The following is an 18,922-nucleotide window of genomic DNA, read 5'->3' on the forward strand; positions in this document are numbered from 1 at the left end:
GCGGACGGAGGGCCGTCACTTCAGCTTCACGTCCAGGTTATCGGGGGCGGGCGCGGCCCGGAGGATGAGGGTGACGATGCCGGCGGCGACCATGGCCGCGTCGACGACCCACATGCCCGCGTTCTGAGTGCCGGTGAGGTCGGCCAGCCAGCCGGTGATGTAGGGGGCGAAGAAGCCCGCGGAGTTGCCGAGCGAGTTGATGAGTGCGAGTCCCGCGGCGGCACCGGCACCGGCGAGGAAGGTCTGCGGCAGCGGCCAGAACGTCGGCAGGGCGGCGCAGATCGCCATGCAGGTGATCGTCACGGCGATCATCGTTGTGAACGGTGAGGACAGGTAGAGGGCGATGGGAATCGCCACTCCCCCGACGAACAGCGGGACGGCCACGTGCCACACACGCTCGCCCGTGCGATCGCCGTGCCGGGACCAGAAGTACATGGCCAGGGCGCCGAAGACATAGGGGATGGCCGTGATCAGGCCGATCTCGACGATCGAGTACTCGACGCCGAAGGACTCCTGGAATCCGGCGATGATCGTCGAGAGGAAGAAGCTCATGGCGTAGAGGCCGTAGACCATGCCGAAGTAGACGAAGGACAGCGCCCACACGCGTGGCTGCAGCAGGGACCGGCGGACCGGGTAGTGGAAGGTCTCTTCCTTGCTCTTCTCCTCGGCGTCCATCGTCGAGTGCATTACGGCAACACATTACGACAGCGCTCCTGCTTCGCCTAGCAATCGGACATGAAGTGCCGAATAGCGGGACGCCGCGCCGAATCCGCGCCCACGTGCACACCAGCTGGTTCAACGTGCAAACGCTTAACGCAAATGCGGGGCGCACACACTTTGAAGCAGTTGTTGCGCTGTCCGGTTGCGAGTGCAGCTGCGGCGACACGGTTACGATGAGTGCAGACAACCCGATTGCGAAGGGGAGCCGCAGTGCAGCCGATGACCGAGCTCGAGGCCGAGACACTGCGCGACTACTACGGCACGTTCGCCCGCCTCGAAGCGGCCGGCACCTCCCCGATCTACGCCATGTGGGCCGAGGGAGTGGCCGCGGATGACGAGGTCATCTCGCTCCTGCTCGAACTGCCCCGACCGAAGCGCCAAGCCAATCTCCTCTTCGCAGCGGCGCGCCACCTCGGTGCGGGCGAGGGTTCCTATGTTCAGCTGCGATCGTGGCTGCTCGATCACTGGGACGACGTTCGGGAGCTCATGCTCGCTCGGTCCACGCAGACGAACGAGGCGGGCCGCTGCGCGACGCTGCTGCCGGTGCTCGCGCAGATCCCCGGTCCGATTGCGCTCATCGAGGTCGGAGCCTCGGCGGGTCTGTGCCTCTATCCCGACCGCTACAGCTACAGATTCACCGTCACCGAGGCGGCCGGACGCACCGCAGCCGACGATCGGACCGCTCGCGGAGGCGCAGTGACCACCGATCGTTCTGTTCCCGGGACGTCCGGTGCGAAGTTCGAGCAGTCGGTGACGCTCGACCCGGCCAATGGCCCCAGCCCGGTCGTGCTCGAATGCGAACTGGCGAACACCACGGCGCCGGAACACCTTCCCGAGGTGGCGTGGCGGGCCGGAATCGATCTCAATCCTCTCAATATCACCGATGCTGACCAGCGGGAATGGCTGACGTCGCTGATCTGGCCCGAGCATGAGTCGAGGCGGGAGCGCCTCCTCGCCGCCGCCTCGATTGCAGCTGCCGATCCCCCGCACCTCGTCCGCGGAGACCTGCTTGAGACCGTCGAATCCCTGCTCGCCGAAGTACCCTCCGGCACTCGGCCGGTCGTCTTCCACAGTGCGGTGCTCGCCTATGTCGATGCCGAGGCGCGTGCCCGCTTCGCCGCTCTCATGCAATCACGCGACGACGTCGTCTGGATCAGCAATGAGGGAGCCGGAGTCCTCCCTGACACTCGCGCGCAGCTCGAGACACTCGGGATTGAGCCCGACGGGCGATTCGTGCTCAGCGTCGACGGCCAGGCGGTCGCTCTGACCGGTCCCCACGGGCAGAGCTTCACCGGACTGCCACAGGCCCGCTGATTGGTCCCCCGCTTCGAACAAGTCACAACATGGTGCCGAATTCGCGCCCACGTGCACACCAGCTGGCTCAACGTGCAGGCGCATAACGCAAATGCTATGCGCACACACTTTGAAGCAGTTGTTGCGCTGGAACCCTGCGGCACTCACGCCCAACCGACGACGAGGCGGGCCGCCTCGGCGGGGATCATCGGGTCGACGCCGGTGAGGTCGGCGAAACGGCGCAGACGATTGGCCACAGTGTTGCGGTGGCAGAACAGCTGCTCAGCCGACGCACCGATGCTCCCCGTCGCCAGATAGACCTGCACCGCCTCGATGAGGCGCTCTCGCTCGACCGGACCGCAGGCGGCAAGCGCGGACTCGACATCGGCGAGGATCGGGTTGCCCGCGGCATTGAGTGACCGGGCGGCCAACCGCGCCCACCCGCTGCGCCAGGTCATCGCAGACGTCTCATCAGCGGCGATGACGTCGGCGAGGTCACGCGCGGTCAACGCCGACCGCCGCAGTGCCCCGATCCCTTCGGCACGCACATACCCCACCCTCGCCTCGGCGATCTTGCCGGCGAGCGCCCCCAGCGAATGACCGACTCCGCCCCCGCCGGGATCGGAAACATGGCCCGCGCCTTCTGGAACCTGCGTGAAGGCGATGAGCACCTCGCCGAGGTGGTGCGTGAACACGGTCCCGCCCGCGCGGACATGATCGGAGATGATGACCCGCAGGGCCCGGACGTCGTCGCCGGTGGCGGCGATGACGAGCAGCGGACAGTCGACGTCGAGACCGAGCCCGGTCGCGATCGTCGACAGTCGTTCGCCGGTCGGGTCCGGATCATCGAAGAGACTGGCGATGAGGCCGGCATGCACCGAGAACTCCTCGGCCCGCATTCGTGCGAGCTCGGCCGTGTAGGCCTGTTGGACCTGGGAGACGTATTCGTCGACCGTCGACAATACGATGCCCGTGTGTCGGATGACCAGCTCCGCATCGTCCTGGCTCGCCACCCGGGTGAGCACCTCCCAGAGCACGCTGAAGTCGTGTCGGATCGCCGTCATCAGGGCCTCGAGCGGGATCCCTGCCCGCGCCCGGGAGACCCCAACCTCCGTCGACACGGCCACAGGCCCGTCGAAACCACCGGCCCGCAGTCCCTCGATGAGGGTGGAGAAGGAGAGCCGTCCGGTTCGGCGCAGCTCCGAAACCGGAATCGGTGCGGGATCGTAGCCGGAGACCGTGACCACGCGGGTCATGAACCGCTCGGTCAGCTCGTCGAGATCGAGGGCGTCGAGGAGCTCGAGCCACCGCCGTTCATCTCCGGGCTGCGGCCGGTCCCGCAGCTGTCGTGTGCCCACAAATCCGTTATTCTCATCCATCACACCCTCAAGAATATGTGCATCTGCACAAGCACTGCCCGATTTTCGGTGACAAATGCGTCTGGATCGGGACACGTGGCACTCTGTAAGGTCGATACCTGCCGGTCGAACGCAGTGATCGACCGATGCACCACCCGCACCCGGACTCGGCCGACCAGGCCCAGGTCCCCGGACTCGACGGAGAGAACCATGAGCGAGCAGAACATCACGGCGTCCGCCGAGCTCAGCGCCACCACAGAGCTGAGCATCAAGGACGCGAACAAGGTCGCCGCCGGCGCCCTGATCGGCACCGCCCTCGAGTGGTACGACTTCTTCCTCTTCTCGGCCGCGGCCGCCCTGATCTTCAACGTCCAGTACTTCACCAGCGAGAACGCCACCGCAGCTGCGTTGGCCTCCTTCGCGACCTTCGGTGTGGGTCTGGCCGCTCGCCCCATCGGCGGTCTGATCTTCGGCCGCATGGGCGACAAGATCGGACGCCGCAAGGTCCTGCTCATCACGATCATCGGCATCGGCGTCGTCACCGGCCTCATCGGTGTGCTCCCGACCTATGCGGCGATCGGATTCGCCGCTCCCGCCCTCCTCGTCCTCCTGCGCATCCTCCAGGGCCTCTTCGTCGGCGGCGAATGGTCGGGCGCGATGACCCTCGTCGTCGAGAACGCCCCGCTCCACCTGCGCGCCCGCTATGCGGCGATCCCGCAGATCGGTTCGCCCATCGGCACGATCCTGTCCTCCGGCGGATTCTTCGTCATGACCCTGCTGTTCTCACAGGAGAACTTCAACTCCTTCGGCTGGAGGATCCCGTTCCTCATCGCCCTGCCGCTGCTCGTCGTCGCCGTCTACCTGCGTTCCCGCCTCGAGGAGTCACCGGTCTTCCGCCAGCTCGAAGAGTCCGGAGAGGTCGAGAAGAGCCCGATCAGCACGACCTTCCGAGACTCGTGGAAGCAGATCATCATCGGCATGGCCGCGGCCCTGCTCGGCGTCGGCGGCTTCTACCTCGTCACCGCCTTCTGCGTCTGGTACGGCGTCAACGTCCTCGGGTACACGAACTCCCTCCTCCTGCTCGGCAGCATGGTCGCCGCCGCCGTCGAGATCGGAGCCCTCATCTGGGGCGGCGCCCTGGGAACGAAATTCGGTGCCTCGAAGGTCATCCTCTGGGGCGGAATCGCCTCGGCAGTCGTCGCGGTGCCCGCATTCTTCATGTTCGAGTCCGGCAACCCGGTCCTCGTCGTCATCGCCATGACCCTGGCCGTGTCCACCCTGTCCCTGCCCTACGCGGCCTCGGGCACCGTGCTCACCGGCCTGTTCCCCGCCACCACCCGCTACACGGGTGTGGGCATGGCGCAGAACGCCGCAGGCATGCTCTCCGGGTTCATCCCGCTGCTGGCCACGAGCTTCGTCGCCTCCGCCGGAGACCACTGGTGGCCGGCCGCCGCGATGCTCGTCTTCCTCTCCCTGTTCACGGCCTTCGCCGGCTTCGTCGCACCCCGCATGAGCGTCGACCTGCCCGGCTTCAAACACTGAGAACCGCACAGCGCTGAGAACCCAGCGCAGCACCGGGCCGGGAGCCCCGGACCTCACACCGTTCGACCCTCGAAAGGACACCCAATGTCGCGTTCCGCCGGCCACCTCATCGTCGACACCCTGGAGAGCGCGGGCATCGAACGCGTCTACGCGGTCCCCGGCGAGTCCTACCTCGACGTCCTCGACGGACTGTATGACGCGAACATCGAGACCGTCGTGTGCCGGCAGGAGGGCGGTGCGGGGTTCATGGCGCTGGCCGAATCCCGGCTGACCGGCCGTCCCGGAATCGCCATGGTCACCCGTGGTCCCGGAGCGGCGAATGCGATGATCTCCGTCCACACCGCTTGGCAGGACGCGACCGCGCTCGTCCTCTTCGTCGGCCTCGTTCCTCTCAATGACCGCTCCCGAGAATCCTTCCAGGAGTTCAGCCTGACCGAATGGTTCTCCTCGACGGCAAAGCGCGTGCTCACCATCGATGACGAGGACCGTGCCGGTGAGATCACCGCCGACGCCCTGCGCATCGCCGCATCCGGTCGCCCCGGGCCCGTCGTCGTCGGCCTGCCCGAGGATGTCCTCGTCCGCCTCACCGAGGCCCCCACCCCGCCCCTCGCCGAGGTGGCCGCACCGATCCCCGCCCCCGCCGTCATCGACGGGCTGGCTTCACGGATCGCGGCCGCGAAGCGTCCCGTGTTCGTGCTCGGCGGGGATGGGTGGCACAACGGCTGCGGAGCTGAGTTGGCCCGACTGGCCGCCTCAGCGGGGATCCCGATCTTCTGCGATTGGCGCGCCTACGATGCGATTCCGCATTCCTCGCCGGCGTGGGCGGGGTGGCTCGGCTACGGTCGCGCCGATGCGGTGGCGGCCGGTTTCGCCGAGGCGGACCTCGTCGTCTTCGTCGGCTGCGCCCGGTCCGATGTCTTGAGCGACGGGTACACGATCGGCTTCTACGCCGAAACCGAGCTCGTCTCCCTCGATATGGAGGCCGCCCAGCATGCAGGGCGCATCGATGAGCACATCATCGCCTCCCCGGAATCCTTCACGCAGGCCCTGACCAGGACCGATGCCGGTGCCGCTCGTGCTTCCGGGCAGCTGCGCGGTGATCGAACGGATGAGTGGATGCAGTCACGTGCCGACGTGCAGTCCCGGTTCGCCGCGCACCGCCCCGACGCCGAGGCGGCACCGGAGAATCCGGGCCGTGCCGGGGTCGATCTCGGGGTGGCGTTCGGGATTCTCGATGACCGCCTCGGCGGGGATGCGATCCTCACCTATGGAGCCGGCAATGCGACGATCTGGGGGCACCGGTTCATCCGGCATGAGCGCCCGGCCAGCCTCGTCGGAGCCCGCAACGGGGCAATGGGCCTCGCCGTTCCCGCCGCGGTGGCGGCTTCTCTGGCGTACCCGGAGCGTCGTGCGGTCGCGATCTGCGGCGATGGGGACTTCCTCATGAACGGGCAGGAGATCGCCACGGCCTTCGCCCACGGCGGTTCACCACTCATCATCGTCGTCGACAACGGCGTGTACGGCACGATCGTGTCCCACCAGGAGAACCACTATCCCGGGCGGCCCTCGGGCACGCGGATGGTCAACCCGAACTTCGCGGCGTGGATGTCGGCATTCGATCTCGGCAGCTCCGGGGCCGCCTCGGCGAGGATCTCCGGCTCAGTTTTACCGGGAGCAGACGGCACTGCAGTGGGAGCGGGAATGGTCGGTCACGGCGAGCGCGTCGAGGCCACCGAGGACTTCGCAGCCGCGCTCGACCGGGCCTTGGCCCACGACGGGCCCGCGCTCATCCATGTGCTCATCGACCCGGCGACGATGCCTCCGGCCGCCGATGAAACCGCCTGACCCATCCGTGGTGCCCGCCGCGGTGGGCACCTCTCTTCTGACACCGGCACCGCCGGCGCCGCACCCCTCCATCCCGCCGTCGCGGGTCACCCCGCCCGCGACACCGTCTCGAAAGGACCCCTCATGACCGTTTCAACCTCCCTGATCAGCGCCGATCACGAAGCCGAGTTCCTTGCCGATTGGGCCGTGCATTCACGATTCGGTGCGGTCGAAGGCACGAACGGAGTCGACCGGCAGGCGGCGAGCGCCGCCGATGGTCAGCAGCGGAAATGGTTCGAAGAGCTGCTCGTCAAGCACGGTTTCAGCGTGCACCGGGATGCGATCGGCAATCAGTTCGGGCTCCTCGAGCTCATTCCCGGGGCCCCGTATGTGCTCACGGGGTCGCATATGGACTCGCAGCCGACGGCCGGCCGTTTCGACGGTGCCTACGGGGTGATGGCTTCGGCGCATGCGTGTTTCGCGATCGCCGATGAGCTGCGGGCGGACCCGTCGAAGGCGAAGTTCAACCTCGCCGTGGTCAACTGGTTCAATGAAGAGGGCTCCCGGTTCAAGCCCTCGATGATGGGATCCAATGTCTTCACCGGCAAGGCCGAGCTGGAGGCGGCCCTGACCACCCGTGATGCTGCGGGAGTCACAGTCGCCGAGGCGCTCGATGCGTTGGGAGAACGCGGAGACTTCACGGTCCCGGAGATCGCCTCCTATGCGGAGATCCACGTCCAGCAGGGCCGCAGCATGGAAGAGGACGGTGTGACGATCGGGCTCGTCAATGCCACCTGGGCGGCGCACAAGTACGAGTTCAAGGTCACCGGCGCACAGGCCCACAGCGGGTCGACGCTCATGGCCGATCGACAGGATGCTCTGCTCGGTGCGGCGCGCCTGGTCGTGGCCGCGCGGGAGCTCGTCGACGACTTCGAGCCGGGTGCCCTGCACACCGCGTGCGGTCAGCTCACCGTCTACCCGAACTCACCGGTCGTCGTCGCCAGCGAAGTCAGCCTGCTGCTCGATCTGCGGTCCCCCAGCGCCGAGGTGATCGCCGCCGCCCATGAGACGCTCATGGCCACGATCGCCCAGGTCAGCACCGATGATCGTGTGGAGATCGAGATCGTCGCCGAACACAGCTGGGATCAGAACCCGTACTCCGAGGACGGAGTCGAGCTGGCACGCACCGCGGCCGATGACTTGGGACTCACCTCGGCGACGGTGATGACCGTGGCCGGGCACGATTCGACGAACATGAAGGACGAGGTGCCCACCGTCATGCTCTTCATTCCCAGCGTCGACGGGGTCTCGCACAGTCTTGCCGAGTTCACGAAGGACGAGGACCTCGTCTCGGGTCTCCATCACCTCACCGAGGTGGTTCGCCGGCTCGCCTCGGGTGCGCTGGCAGAGTGACCGCGAAGGGGGTCAGTCCTCCCAGGGATTGAGCAGTCTGACTCCGATATTCGCGAAGTCAGCGACGTTCCTCGTCACCAGGGTCAGAGAGTGTGCGAGTGCGGTCCCTGCGATCAGGCTGTCCATGTCGGGCATCGGGTCAGGGGCGTGCAATTGCGATGCCTGCACAGCCACTTCGGCATCGACGGCAAGAATTCTTCTGTCGAAGACCTCAGAGACCTGTTCGTCGAACCACTGCCGAAGGACCGATCCAGCGCGTGCGTCCCGCCGCTCTTTCCGTCGGACTCCGACGTCGAGTTCGAGGACCGTAATGGCGCTGATGGCCAGATCGTCGATCCGCTGTGCGGCGATCCAGGATCCGACGGGAGTCCGGTTGCCGCGGCGAGCGTCACTGATGATGTTGGTGTCGAGCAGATATCTCACAGTTCGGGCACCCGCAGCGATCGCTGAGAACGGTGCGGCAGATCGAGGTCCGAATCATCGTCGTGGATAACGAGGGCATCACCGACGAGGTCCGATCTGCCGCTGAGTTGATCGAACTCATCGGCAGTCAGCAGAACGTGCGCGCGACGACCATGTTCGGTGATGGTGACCGGTCCGTGTGTGGCCGCACGCTTGGCCGCCGATACGTCCCGGTTGAATTCCCGACTCGACATCGTGGTCATCATCCACCTCCCGAAATGTCACTACTGTAGGTACATTCTACGTCTGGGTTGTGGACGAATCCATCACCAGATGCCGAGTGGACAGGACTCTCGGACCCGCGGACATCAGTCGATGGAGTCGACGTCCTGGTTCTCGTCGACGAGCTTCTTCGCCAGCGGCTCCCACTTGTCGTAGGCGTCGGGGTAGGCCGAGCGCTGCACTTCCTGTGCGGCGTCACCGGGGTCGATGTTCTCCCAGTCGGCGATCTGGGTCAGTCCCGGGTTGGCGGTTCCGGAGTCGACCCCGTAGAAGGCTTTCGACGCGTACACGGTGTCGGTGACTTCGTCGGCTGATCCCCAGTTCATCGAGGGACGCTGTTGGAAGGCACCGGCGGAATCGCGGTCTCCGCCGTCGAGGTCGTTGAGGCTCGATTCCTGCAGTGCGGTCATCACGGCGATCGTCTGTGCCTGCTCCGACAGGTCCGCGCCCTTGCCGACGCCGATGATGGTGCGCGCATTGTCGATCTGCTCCTCGCTCAGCTCATCCGGGTCGTCGATCCCTCCGGTCGAGCCGGCGTCGGACTGGGCTGCTTCACCCTCCTGGCTGACGCCTCCGGAGATCGGGTCGGCCGAGGCCGAGGTCGCCGTGGCCAGGGAGACTCCCCCGGCGAGGACGGCGGCGGACAGTGCAGTCACCGCAAGTGTGCGCGCACGTTTCATCTGTTCTCACTTTCTCTTGATCGGGTCCTCGACCCGGTCGGCGACTCCTGGTGCGCGGCACACGTGGTGGGTTCTGCGGCATCTGCCCTGTGGTCGGCACAGGAACACCAATGCAGAACGTGCCGTGGAATCGCCCCACACAACACTGACGGACCGATCGGCCCCGTTCAATGCAGAGAGACTTCGAGATGACTCATTCTCGCCGCAACGAATCGTCACGGATCCGTGTGTAAGCGATCAGAGTTCGCTGAACGCCGCGCGGTGACCAGCGGTGCTCTCACCCGCCCGTGACCGGGGTCTCGATCGGCTCGTCGGGCGGTTCGCAGGCGCGGACCAGGGAAAGTTCAGACGCAACGAGGCGACCGCACTGCTGCCGGCGAGCGCTGCGGACGCACCGGTGGGGCGGGATCCTGGGTAACCTGGCCGCATGCGCTCACAGCTGCCGCCGGACGTCGCATCCGCCATCAGGTCCTATCTGCGTGTTGCCGATCGGGTCCTGCCCGGCGGCATCATCGCCTGCGCTGTCACTGGGTCGATCGCTCTCGGCGCCTATCGTCCGGGCCGCAGCGACATCGACCTCGTCGCGGTCATCGCCGATGAGTGCCGGACACGGCCAGATCTCCTCCGCCGCCTGCGGCTGCTCCACCTCTCGCAGGTGCCCCGCTTGGTGGTCGGGGCGGCGCGCGGGCGAGGTGTGAGCGCCTGTTGCAATACGGTCTTCATCGCCGAATCCGAGGTCCGTCGCCCTGTCACCGAGATTCCGCCGATCGCCTCCCACACCGGGGAGATCTTCGACCCGAAAGGCGCATTCGACGTCAATCCGGTGATCTGGAAGGAGCTCGTCGACGGCGGGATCACGGTGCGGGGTCGGCCGATCGCCGAGTGGGAGGTCAACGCGCAGCCGGAGACGCTTCGCCCGTGGGTCAGTACGAATCTGCGCGAGTACTGGACTCCGTTGGCCGCACAGCTGCGCGTCCGTCCGTCGAGCACCCCGGGAACGCTGCTTCGTCGGCTCGTGACGTCCCCGCGGGGACTTTCAGCCGGCACCGTCGCGTGGTGTGTGCTCGGTCCCGCGCGGATGCATCATACGCTCATCACCGGTGAGATCATCAGCAAGGAGGAAGCGGGACGCCGCGCGCTGACCGCATTTCCTCAGCACGCCCCCATCACCGAGGTGGCCCTGGCCAAAGTGCGCGGCGCGCGGATTCCGTCCGCACCGTCACGACGGCAGTGGCGGGGGCTGACCGCCTCGGCGATGGAGGACATCATCGCTGCCGCCCTCGGCTGAGGTCGACTGCGCGAGGAGGCTGAGTCCTGCTGGGCGAACTCTACTTCGCGATGAAGTGGAGGCGCTTATTGACGAACTCGCCCATCCCGATCGGACCCATCTCACGACCGAAACCAGACCGCTTCACCCCGCCGAAGGGAATCTCCGCGGCCTCCGCAGCGATCGTATTCACATGCGTCATCCCCACGTCGAGGCGCGCGGCCACACGATCGGCACGCCCCTCATCAGTGGAGAACACGGACCCACCCAAACCAAGGGCACAATCGTTCGCAAGCTCGAGGGCCTCCTCATCGCTGGAGACCCTATACACGGTGGCCACCGGCCCGAAGATCTCTTCGCCATACGACTGCGAGTCCCTGGGCACATCGACGAGCACGGTCGGGGCATAATACGCCGCCGGGCCCTCACCCAGCTCACCACCGATGAGCACACGGGCACCCTCAGCCACGGCCTTGGTCACCTGTGCGTCAACGGTCTCGGCGGCAGCACGGCTCGACAGAGGCACATACTCGCCCTCACCCAGGCTCAGCGGATCCCCGGGCTTCAACCCGGTGCCCAACTTCACGAGCTCAGCAACGAACTCGTCATAGATGTCGTCCATGACGATCAGCCGCTTATTCGAGTTGCATACCTGTCCGGCGTTATACGTCCTGAACTCCCACGCTTCACGAGCCACAGCAGCAACATCAGAGGCGTCGAGGACGACCATCGGGTCGATGCCACCGAGCTCCAACACGGCTTTCTTCAGGTTCTGCCCCGCCTGAGCGCCGATGATCGCTCCGGCCCGCTCCGACCCGGTCAGGGAGACTCCCTGAACCCGGGGGTCGGCAATCATCGACGCGATCTGATCATGGTTGGCGAAAAGGTGTGAGTACCCACCCTCGGGTACGCCGGCGGCGTGGAAGATCTCCTCGATCAACAGTGCCGACCGTCCACAGATGTCAGCGTGTTTGAGCATGATCGTGTTGCCCAGCACAAGATTCGGGGCAGCGAACCGAGCGACCTGATAGTAGGGGAAGTTCCACGGCATCACACCCAACAGGGCGCCGATCGGCAGCGCTTCGATCCGGGCAGTGCCGGGGATGGTCGACGGGATCTGATAATCCGTGGCCAGACTGGGTCCGTGGACGCCGTAGTAGTCGATGATGTCGGCGGCGAACTCGACCTCATCGACGGACTCGGCATACGACTTGCCCATCTCCACCGAGATCGTCCTGGCGAGTTCGTCCTTGCGTTCATGGAAGATCTCCGCCGCCCTGCGCACAATCGACGCCCGTTCCTGAATGTCGGTGTCCTTCCACGTCAGGTACGTAGTGTGGGCGCCAGCGACGGTGGATTCGATCTCGGCGTCGGTCGCCTCGGCGAAGGTCTCGACGATTTCGCCGGTGGCGGGATTCTCAACACGATAGTTCGACATGTTTGCTCCTGTGATGGTTCCGAAATTGCAGAGGGATGAGGGAAAAATGGTGTGCTGCGGCCCCATCACCGCAGTCAGTTATCACCCATACCATCGACGGAAGCGCCCGAATCGGCGCGAACGATCATTCCGACTTGATCGTAATACAGGTCACGGAGTTTCGCCGAGGCGACCGCCCAGTGACGAGGAGATCGATTCGTCGCCGTGCCCACCCGACCGATGGTGCCGTGACCGTCCTCAGCGCACGACTTCGCGGTGTGTGGTGTCGAGTCGGCGCGTCCAGCCTCGGCCGTCGAGGTGTTCGAGCAGGGGGATGACGACGCGTCGGGTCGTCCCCAGCGCCTGCCGCGCCTGGCTTGTGGTGAAGGGCTGGTCGAGACCGGCGAGGATCCGCATCGCCTGCGCGGGGGTGCGCGGGGACACGATGATTCCGTCGCCGAGGCGCAGGATCCGTCCCGCCTTCTCGGCGACCGCGAGCTCCCGCGCTCCGAGACCGAGTTCGCGCAGGTCATCGGCTTCCGGTGCGGCGAACGGGTCGGATGCGAGTCGACGTTCGATCTCGGCGATACCGGATTCGGCGGCACCGAGTCCCGCGGTATGCCCGGGCGGGCGGACCATTCCGTCGACGGCTTCGAGTCCGGCGCGGACGATGATCGCGTCCAGCAGTGCCCGATTTGCGGTCCCCGTACCGTCGGGCAGGGTCGGCTGATCGTTCGCTATCGACAGGGCATCGCGCCTGGTCTCGCCACCATGTCTGCGGCTCGTGTCAGGGCTCCTGCGCAGTGCCTCGGCGACGGCTTTGACGGGGACTCCCGCGGCCATCGGTGTGGCCGCGAGTTCGCGACTGACCAAGCATTTCGTCGCCTCGACCCAGGCGGTCAGCGTCGGTGAGTGAACGAGCCAGCCGCCCACACTCTCGACGTCGGCGGGCAGACCCTCGTCACCGGGCACCTGCAGACCGAACCGGGTGAGGACGGAGCGTTCGACGGCTCCGCGGCGGGCCACCTCGGCGAGGATATCGCCTGCGATGGGTCGTTCGGCGAGCTCTCGGCCGCGCCTGGCACCGTCGCCTCTCCGGGACAGTTCGGGCGGGTCGACGTCGAGGACGAGGAGGCCTGCGAAGACGTTGCGGCTGCCCGGGGCGCGCAGCACGATCCGGTCGCTGACCTGCAGGGGAAGCGGCCGGTCGAGGGTGAGTCGAGCGTGATCGGCATCGAAGTCCCGCAGCCTGGCGGGCACGGCGGCGGTGCCGATATGGGCCATGAGTTCGTGGATGCCGGAGTCGAGGGCCTCGCCCATGGTGCGGCGCACGTCGATCGTGTCGACGATCGGCCAGGCCCCGCTCGTGAGCAGAGCGTCGCCGCGGTGGAGGTCGTCGGCGGGGACGTCGCGGAGGTTGACGGCCACGCGGGCCTGCGGGACCACCTCGGTGGTGGTGGAATTCCGGGACTGCAGGCCGCGGATTCCCACGGTCCGGTCGATGGTCTCCCCGCGCAGTTCGACGGCATCACCGGCGGTCAGGGTGCCTGAGGTGAGGGTGCCGGTGATGACGGTGCCGGCTCCCTTGATGGTGAAGGCCCGATCGACCCACAGTCGCACCCTCCCCGAGGTGGTCGGAGGCTCGGCTGAGGCCGTGACCTCGTCGAGGACGCTGATGAGTTCGGGCAGACCCTGCCCGGTCGTCGCCGAGACTGTGACGATCGGAGCGAGTTCGAGGGTTGTTCCCCGCAGTTGAGCGCTGACCTGGGCGTGTGTGGTCTCGACGGAGTCGGGGGCGAGGTCGGCGCGGGTGATGACGACGAGGCCGTGGGTGATGCCGAGCGCATTGATCGCGTCGCGATGGTCGCTCGATTGGGCTTGCCAGCCCTTGTCGGCGGCGATGACGAAGCAGGCGATGGGGGCGGGGCCGAGCCCGGCGAGCATGTTCGCGAGGAATTTCTCGTGTCCGGGAACGTCGACGAAGGCGAGTTCGCGTCCCGAGGGCAGGGTGGTCCAGGCGAAACCGAGGTCGATGGTCAGTCCGCGTTTCTTCTCCTCGGCCCAGCGGTCGGGTTCCATTCCGGTCAGGGAGCTCACCAGCGTCGACTTCCCGTGGTCGACGTGCCCGGCGGTGGCGATGACGAAGGTACCCGGGGTCGCGTGCGCGGAGCCGTGCGGTGTTTCAGACATGGCTGCCACGGACTCGGGCGATGGCCTCGGCGACGCGTCGATCATCGCTTTCGGACACGCAGCGCAGGTCGACGAGGCATCGTCCCTGGTGGACGCGGGCGACGATCGCGGGATCGCCGAGGCGCAGCGGTTCGGCACAGTCTTCGGGCAGCTCGATGGCCCAGCCGGGCAGGGACACGCCGGGGGCTCCCCCGCCGCCGACCCGGCCATCGTGGTCGACGACCGTGGCACCGACCGCCTCGGCGAGTTCTTCGGTGCGTTTCCGCAGGTGATCCGCGTCGATGTGGAGGGCGTCGTGGATCGGGTTCGCGGTGTGGGTGACCGTCGCGTCCAGCGCGGCGAGGGTGAGTTTGTCGGTGCGCAGTGCTCTGGCCAGGGGGTGTTTTGCCAGTGTCTGCACTGCTTCGGTGCGGCCGAGGATGAGGCCGGCTTGCGGGCCACCGAGGAGTTTGTCGCCGGAGACGATGACGAGGTCGGCACCGGCGCGTAGGGCGCTGTCGATGTCGGGTTCGTCGGGCAGGGCCGGGTCGGGGGTGAAGAGTCCGGAGCCGAGGTCGACGATGAGCGGCAGGTCGTGCTCCTCGGCGAGTCTGTGCAGGTCAGCGGCCTCGACGGAGGAGGTGAATCCTTCGACGCGGAAGTTGCTCGTATGGACCTTGAGCAGGCAGGACGTGTCGTCGCTGATGGCGTCGGCGTAGTCGGCCAGGTGCGTGCGGTTCGTCGTGCCGACTTCACGCAGCCTGGCGCCGGTGGTGGTCATGAGGTCGGTGAGGCGGAAGCCGGCGCCGATTTCGATGAGTTCGCCGCGGCTGATGATGATCTCGCCGGGATCGCCGGGGACGGAACTCGAACGAGGGCTGCGGCCGCGCAGCGCAGTGACGGCCAGCAGCAGGGCGGCCGCACCGTTGTTGACGACAAGGGCGTCCTCGGCTGCCGGGCAGGCCCGCAAGAGTGCGGCTTTCGCTCCGGTTCCCCGCTTGCTGCGTTTGCCGGTGCCGAGGTCCATTTCGACGTCGACGTAGCCGGCCGCCTCGGTGATTGCCTGTGTTGCCGCAGGTGAGAGCGGTGCTCGGCCGAGGTTCGTGTGGACGAGGATGCCGGTGGCGTTGAGCACCGGAGTCAGGGAGGAGGCCGAACGGGAACCGAGCTCGGCGGTGATGGTGGGGGCCACCTCGGCGACGGGGATCTCACCGGCTCGGGCGGCGGTCTGCACTTCGGAGATGATCGCTTTGATGGTCGCCTGCTTGAGGTGCTCACCTGCGGCGATGACCTCGGGAAGGGCGAGGAGGTGATCCGTGCGCGGAATGGATCGACGCGGGTCGGGATCGACCATGGGGCGGCCTCCTCGGTGCAGGGTCACGGCGGCGCCGCTTGGTCGGCGGGACCGCGAAACGGTTGGCGGAGGCGGACGGGAATCGAACCCGCCAGACCGAGATACTCGGTCTCACTGGTTTTGAAGACCAGGGCGCCCACCAGGACACGGACGCCTCCGTCGGTCATCCTATCGCGGGCGTGGGCGAGTGCTCACAGCTGGCAGCGGAGCACGTCGCTCTTCTCGATGTGCACGCCCATCGGACCTGGTGACGGTCTCGTCACGTGAGTGTTAGTCTCCGGGTATGACTGAGATGCAGGACCGTCTGACCTCGTTCGCCCACGGTGGAGGATGTGCGTGCAAGATCCCGCCGGGTGAACTCGAGGACGCGGTGCGCGGGCTGGTCGGTCAGTCCGGTCCAGATGTCCTCGTCGGCCTCGATGACGGTGATGATGCCTCGGCGGTGCGGGTCCGAGACGACCTTGCGGTGCTCTCGACGGCGGACTTCTTCACTCCCGTCGTCGACGATGCTTACGACTGGGGTCGGATCGCTGCGGCCAACGCGCTCTCCGACATCTACGCGATGGGCGGGGCCCCGGTGACGGCGATCAACCTCGTCGGGTGGCCGCGGGAGAAGTTGCCGATGGAGCTGCTCACCGAGGTTCTTCGCGGCGGACTCGACGTGGCGGCGCAGGCGAACTGTCCCGTCGCCGGCGGACATTCGATCGACGATCCCGAGCCGAAGTACGGCATGGCCGTGACCGGCGTGGCCCACCCGGATGAGCTCATGCGCAATGACGCCGCCGAGGCGGGGCTCCCCCTGACATTGACCAAGCCGATCGGGGTGGGGGTCCTCAACAACCGGCACAAGGTCACGGGTGATCGATTCGACGAGGCCATCGCCACGATGACCGCGCTCAATGCCGAAGCGTCACGAGCGGCCGTGGCTGCTGGTGTGCGGGCGGCCACGGATGTCACCGGCTTCGGTCTGCTCGGGCATCTGTTCAAGATGGCCCGAGCCTCAGGAGTCGGAGCCGTCATCGACGCGGCCGCAGTGCCCCGCCTCGACGGCGTCGATGAGTCGATCGTTGACGGTTTTGTGTCCGGTGGGACCAGGCGAAACCTCGACTGGGTGCGGCCGCATCTGACCGCGGATGACGGCGTGAGCGAGGACGACCTGCTGCTTCTGGCCGATGCGCAGACTTCGGGCGGCCTGCTCGTCGTCGGCGAGCTGCCCGGACACCCGGTCATCGGTGAGATCGTCGCCGGCTCGGGCGTGCACGTGCGGTGAGGTCGGAGATCTCAAACTGACACCACCGGATCATCTGGTCTGATACCGACGGCAGTTCTGCTGTCTTCTGCCGATATGGTCGTTTCGTCATGGACTGCACGCCACTTCGATCAGGCCCAGTTGTACTCCTTTCGCAGACGCATGCGCCCGAGACTTCGACTTCATCTACAGCAGCATGTGCTCTACGTGAGTTGCTGCGGTACGTCGCGAAATGCTCAGAGCCCCCCCTTAGATCAGCGTTGACTGCTCCCTCGCCGATCAATTTCAGTACGCTGATCTCGCGGGGGCTGAGACGGAGATCCGTGGCAGTGACCTCGTCGCCGACAGCATGCGCGCATCTGCTCGCAAAATCGACCAGCCCGGTCGCCCTTGCTGCTCATTCGCGGATCGCTGGCGCAGACTCTTCGCTGTGCCGCTTCTGACCGTTCAAGGTCAGAAGCGCCACGACCGCTGTGACAAGGAGAACAGCGGCACCGAACATCAATGCCGATCCATAGCCGTCGACAAGCCGCTGCGGAACGGTCACACCCGCGCTCACGTACGCCGCGACCCCGGCGAGACTCGCCAGCCCGAGCGCCACCCCCACTTGCTGAGCCGAGTTGAGCAGAGCCGAGGCGATCCCTGCGCGGTCGGAGGCTACGCCGTAGACCGCCGCTTGTGTGAGCGCAATGGTGCCCAGCCCGAATCCGACGGCAATGAGCACCATCGCCGGAGCCATCAGCGTCCAATAGCTGGCCTCCACCTCGATCCAAGAGAACCAGAACACGCCCCCGGCTCCGAGCAATGCGCCGAGCGTGGCGACGTATCGAGGTGCGGTTCTGATCAACAGCTTCGGTGCGATGCCAGCTCCGAGGACGATGCCGAATGCAAAAGGGAGCCAGGCCAGTCCGGCATGCAAAGGACTGAATCCGGCGACTTCCTGCATGTAGAGGGTGATCACGTAGAAGGTTCCCATCGGCCCGATCGCCAAGCCCAGCATTGTCAGATACGAACCGGATCGGTTGCGGCTACCGAACAATGTCAGAGGCACCAGGGGGCTTCGGCTTGAACGCTGATTGAAGATGAAGAGAACCAGCAAACCGACAGCCGCAGCCACCAGAGCATATGCAATGATGTCGCCGAACCCGTCTTCCCCGAAGCGGGTGATCGCATAGACCAGCGCAACCATGCCGACCGTGCCCAGAGAAGCACCGAGGGCACCCATACGACCTGTCTGGCGGCCCGTCGACGCCAGAGTACGCGTACCCGTCAGCACAAGCAGTCCGATCGGCACATTGACGAAGAACACCCATCGCCAGTCCAGCAGGTGAGTCAGAGCGCCACCGAGGAGTAGGCCGAGAACGATGCCGAGGCCGGACATCGCCCCGTATAGCGAAAGCGCCTGGTCTCGCATCTTCGTGTCGGAGAAAGTCGTTGCAATGAGCGCCAAAGCGTTCGGAGCGATCATAGCGGCCCCAATGCCCTGCAGAGCGCGTGCCGCAATGAGCATCGCGACGTTCACGCCAAGCCCTCCCGCCAGTGAGGCGAGGACGAACGTTGCTATTCCTGTTTGCAGTGTGCGCCTGCGGCCCCACAGATCGCCGAACCGTCCACCGAGCAGGAGGAGAGCACCGAACGCGAGAATGTAGGCATTGACCACCCACGGAAGCAGCGAAGGTGCAATTTCCAGCTCTCGCTGAATGCTCGGCAAGGCGATATTCACGATTGAGTCATCCAGGACGACCATCAACTGGGCCGAGGCGATCACCAATAACGGAATGAGTCCGCTACCTGTCTGGTTCTTCGTCGTCATCGAAATCTCTTCCTTCGTTCGCGCGACAGTGATGCGATTCTTTTGCGATCGGACCCGAATGGCGAAAATAACGATGTATATACCCCACGGGGGTACTTACCCTATACCCAATGGGGGTATCTATCGCAAATGCTTCTGT

At 66.1% G+C, this 18,922-nt stretch carries 15 protein-coding genes and 1 tRNA gene; 6 read left to right on the forward strand and 10 right to left on the reverse strand.

The features are described from left to right. Window positions 1-15: 15 nt before the first annotated feature. Window positions 16-687: a hypothetical protein gene (locus tag HF684_RS18160; protein WP_248279033.1), complete on the reverse strand. Its 672-nt coding sequence runs from the start codon at window positions 685-687 to the stop codon at window positions 16-18. Window positions 688-939: 252 nt separating this feature from the next. Between HF684_RS18160 and HF684_RS18165 the strand changes: the two genes are divergently transcribed. Next, window positions 940-2,034: a DUF2332 domain-containing protein gene (locus HF684_RS18165; protein ID WP_169253625.1), complete on the forward strand. Its 1,095-nt coding sequence runs from the start codon at window positions 940-942 to the stop codon at window positions 2,032-2,034. Between the two features lie 143 nt (window positions 2,035-2,177). On the opposite strand, the gene HF684_RS18170 is transcribed toward HF684_RS18165, so the two are convergent. Next, entirely contained in the window at window positions 2,178-3,392 is a 1,215-nt protein-coding gene (locus tag HF684_RS18170; protein ID WP_169253626.1) for a helix-turn-helix domain-containing protein, read from the reverse strand. 189 nt (window positions 3,393-3,581) lie between these two features. Here HF684_RS18170 and HF684_RS18175 point away from each other — a divergent pair, with 189 nt between their 5' ends. From HF684_RS18175 to HF684_RS18185, 3 genes are all read left to right on the forward strand, one after another. Beyond that, on the forward strand, window positions 3,582-4,913 hold the full coding sequence (locus tag HF684_RS18175) for an MFS transporter (protein ID WP_169253627.1): 1,332 nt from the start codon (window positions 3,582-3,584) through the stop codon (window positions 4,911-4,913). Between the two features lie 84 nt (window positions 4,914-4,997). Next, entirely contained in the window at window positions 4,998-6,758 is a 1,761-nt protein-coding gene (locus HF684_RS18180; RefSeq protein WP_169253628.1) for a thiamine pyrophosphate-dependent enzyme, read from the forward strand. Between the two features lie 123 nt (window positions 6,759-6,881). After that, window positions 6,882-8,150, forward strand: coding sequence for a M20 family metallo-hydrolase (locus HF684_RS18185; RefSeq protein WP_169253629.1), 1,269 nt, complete (start codon window positions 6,882-6,884; stop codon window positions 8,148-8,150). A gap of 12 nt (window positions 8,151-8,162) precedes the next feature. Here the strand turns inward: HF684_RS18185 and HF684_RS18190 are convergent, their stop codons facing one another. From HF684_RS18190 to HF684_RS18200, 3 genes are all read right to left on the reverse strand, one after another. Further along, window positions 8,163-8,573, reverse strand: coding sequence for a type II toxin-antitoxin system VapC family toxin (locus HF684_RS18190; RefSeq protein WP_169253630.1), 411 nt, complete (start codon window positions 8,571-8,573; stop codon window positions 8,163-8,165). Next, the gene (locus HF684_RS18195) at window positions 8,570-8,815 is read right to left on the reverse strand and encodes a type II toxin-antitoxin system prevent-host-death family antitoxin (protein ID WP_248279034.1); all 246 of its coding nucleotides are present in this window, start codon (window positions 8,813-8,815) and stop codon (window positions 8,570-8,572) included. Before HF684_RS18195 ends, HF684_RS18190 begins: the two co-directional genes overlap by 4 nt. Window positions 8,816-8,920: 105 nt before the next feature. Further along, window positions 8,921-9,514, reverse strand: a complete 594-nt coding sequence (locus HF684_RS18200; protein WP_169253632.1) for a hypothetical protein — start codon at window positions 9,512-9,514, stop codon at window positions 8,921-8,923. A gap of 427 nt (window positions 9,515-9,941) precedes the next feature. Here HF684_RS18200 and HF684_RS18205 point away from each other — a divergent pair, with 427 nt between their 5' ends. After that, window positions 9,942-10,802 carry an aminoglycoside adenylyltransferase domain-containing protein gene (locus HF684_RS18205; RefSeq protein ID WP_169253633.1) on the forward strand — a complete coding sequence of 287 codons (861 nt, stop codon included), beginning with the start codon at window positions 9,942-9,944 and terminating at the stop codon, window positions 10,800-10,802. 40 nt (window positions 10,803-10,842) lie between these two features. Here the strand turns inward: HF684_RS18205 and HF684_RS18210 are convergent, their stop codons facing one another. The 4 genes from HF684_RS18210 to HF684_RS18225 all read right to left on the reverse strand — a co-directional run bounded on the left by HF684_RS18210 (window position 10,843) and on the right by HF684_RS18225 (window position 15,879). Next, window positions 10,843-12,219 (reverse strand): NAD-dependent succinate-semialdehyde dehydrogenase, encoded by a 1,377-nt coding sequence (locus HF684_RS18210; RefSeq protein WP_169253634.1) that lies wholly within the window; start codon window positions 12,217-12,219, stop codon window positions 10,843-10,845. Window positions 12,220-12,456: 237 nt separating this feature from the next. Beyond that, the gene (selB, locus tag HF684_RS18215; protein WP_169253635.1) at window positions 12,457-14,388 is read right to left on the reverse strand and encodes a selenocysteine-specific translation elongation factor; all 1,932 of its coding nucleotides are present in this window, start codon (window positions 14,386-14,388) and stop codon (window positions 12,457-12,459) included. Further along, window positions 14,381-15,721 carry an L-seryl-tRNA(Sec) selenium transferase gene (gene selA / locus HF684_RS18220; RefSeq protein ID WP_169253636.1) on the reverse strand — a complete coding sequence of 447 codons (1,341 nt, stop codon included), beginning with the start codon at window positions 15,719-15,721 and terminating at the stop codon, window positions 14,381-14,383. Before selA ends, selB begins: the two co-directional genes overlap by 8 nt. 63 nt (window positions 15,722-15,784) lie before the next feature. Continuing rightward, window positions 15,785-15,879: transfer RNA gene (locus HF684_RS18225), tRNA-Sec, on the reverse strand. Window positions 15,880-16,004: 125 nt separating this feature from the next. Between HF684_RS18225 and selD the strand changes: the two genes are divergently transcribed. Next, window positions 16,005-16,991 (forward strand): selenide, water dikinase SelD, encoded by a 987-nt coding sequence (gene selD, locus HF684_RS18230; protein ID WP_211168029.1) that lies wholly within the window; start codon window positions 16,005-16,007, stop codon window positions 16,989-16,991. A 376-nt stretch (window positions 16,992-17,367) separates the two neighbouring features. On the opposite strand, the gene HF684_RS18235 is transcribed toward selD, so the two are convergent. Next, the gene (locus HF684_RS18235) at window positions 17,368-18,783 is read right to left on the reverse strand and encodes an MFS transporter (RefSeq protein ID WP_169253637.1); all 1,416 of its coding nucleotides are present in this window, start codon (window positions 18,781-18,783) and stop codon (window positions 17,368-17,370) included. Between the last annotated feature and the right edge of the window lie 139 nt (window positions 18,784-18,922).

The organism is Brevibacterium sp. 'Marine' (assembly GCF_012844365.1).
Taxonomy (GTDB): Bacteria; Actinomycetota; Actinomycetes; order Actinomycetales; family Brevibacteriaceae; genus Brevibacterium.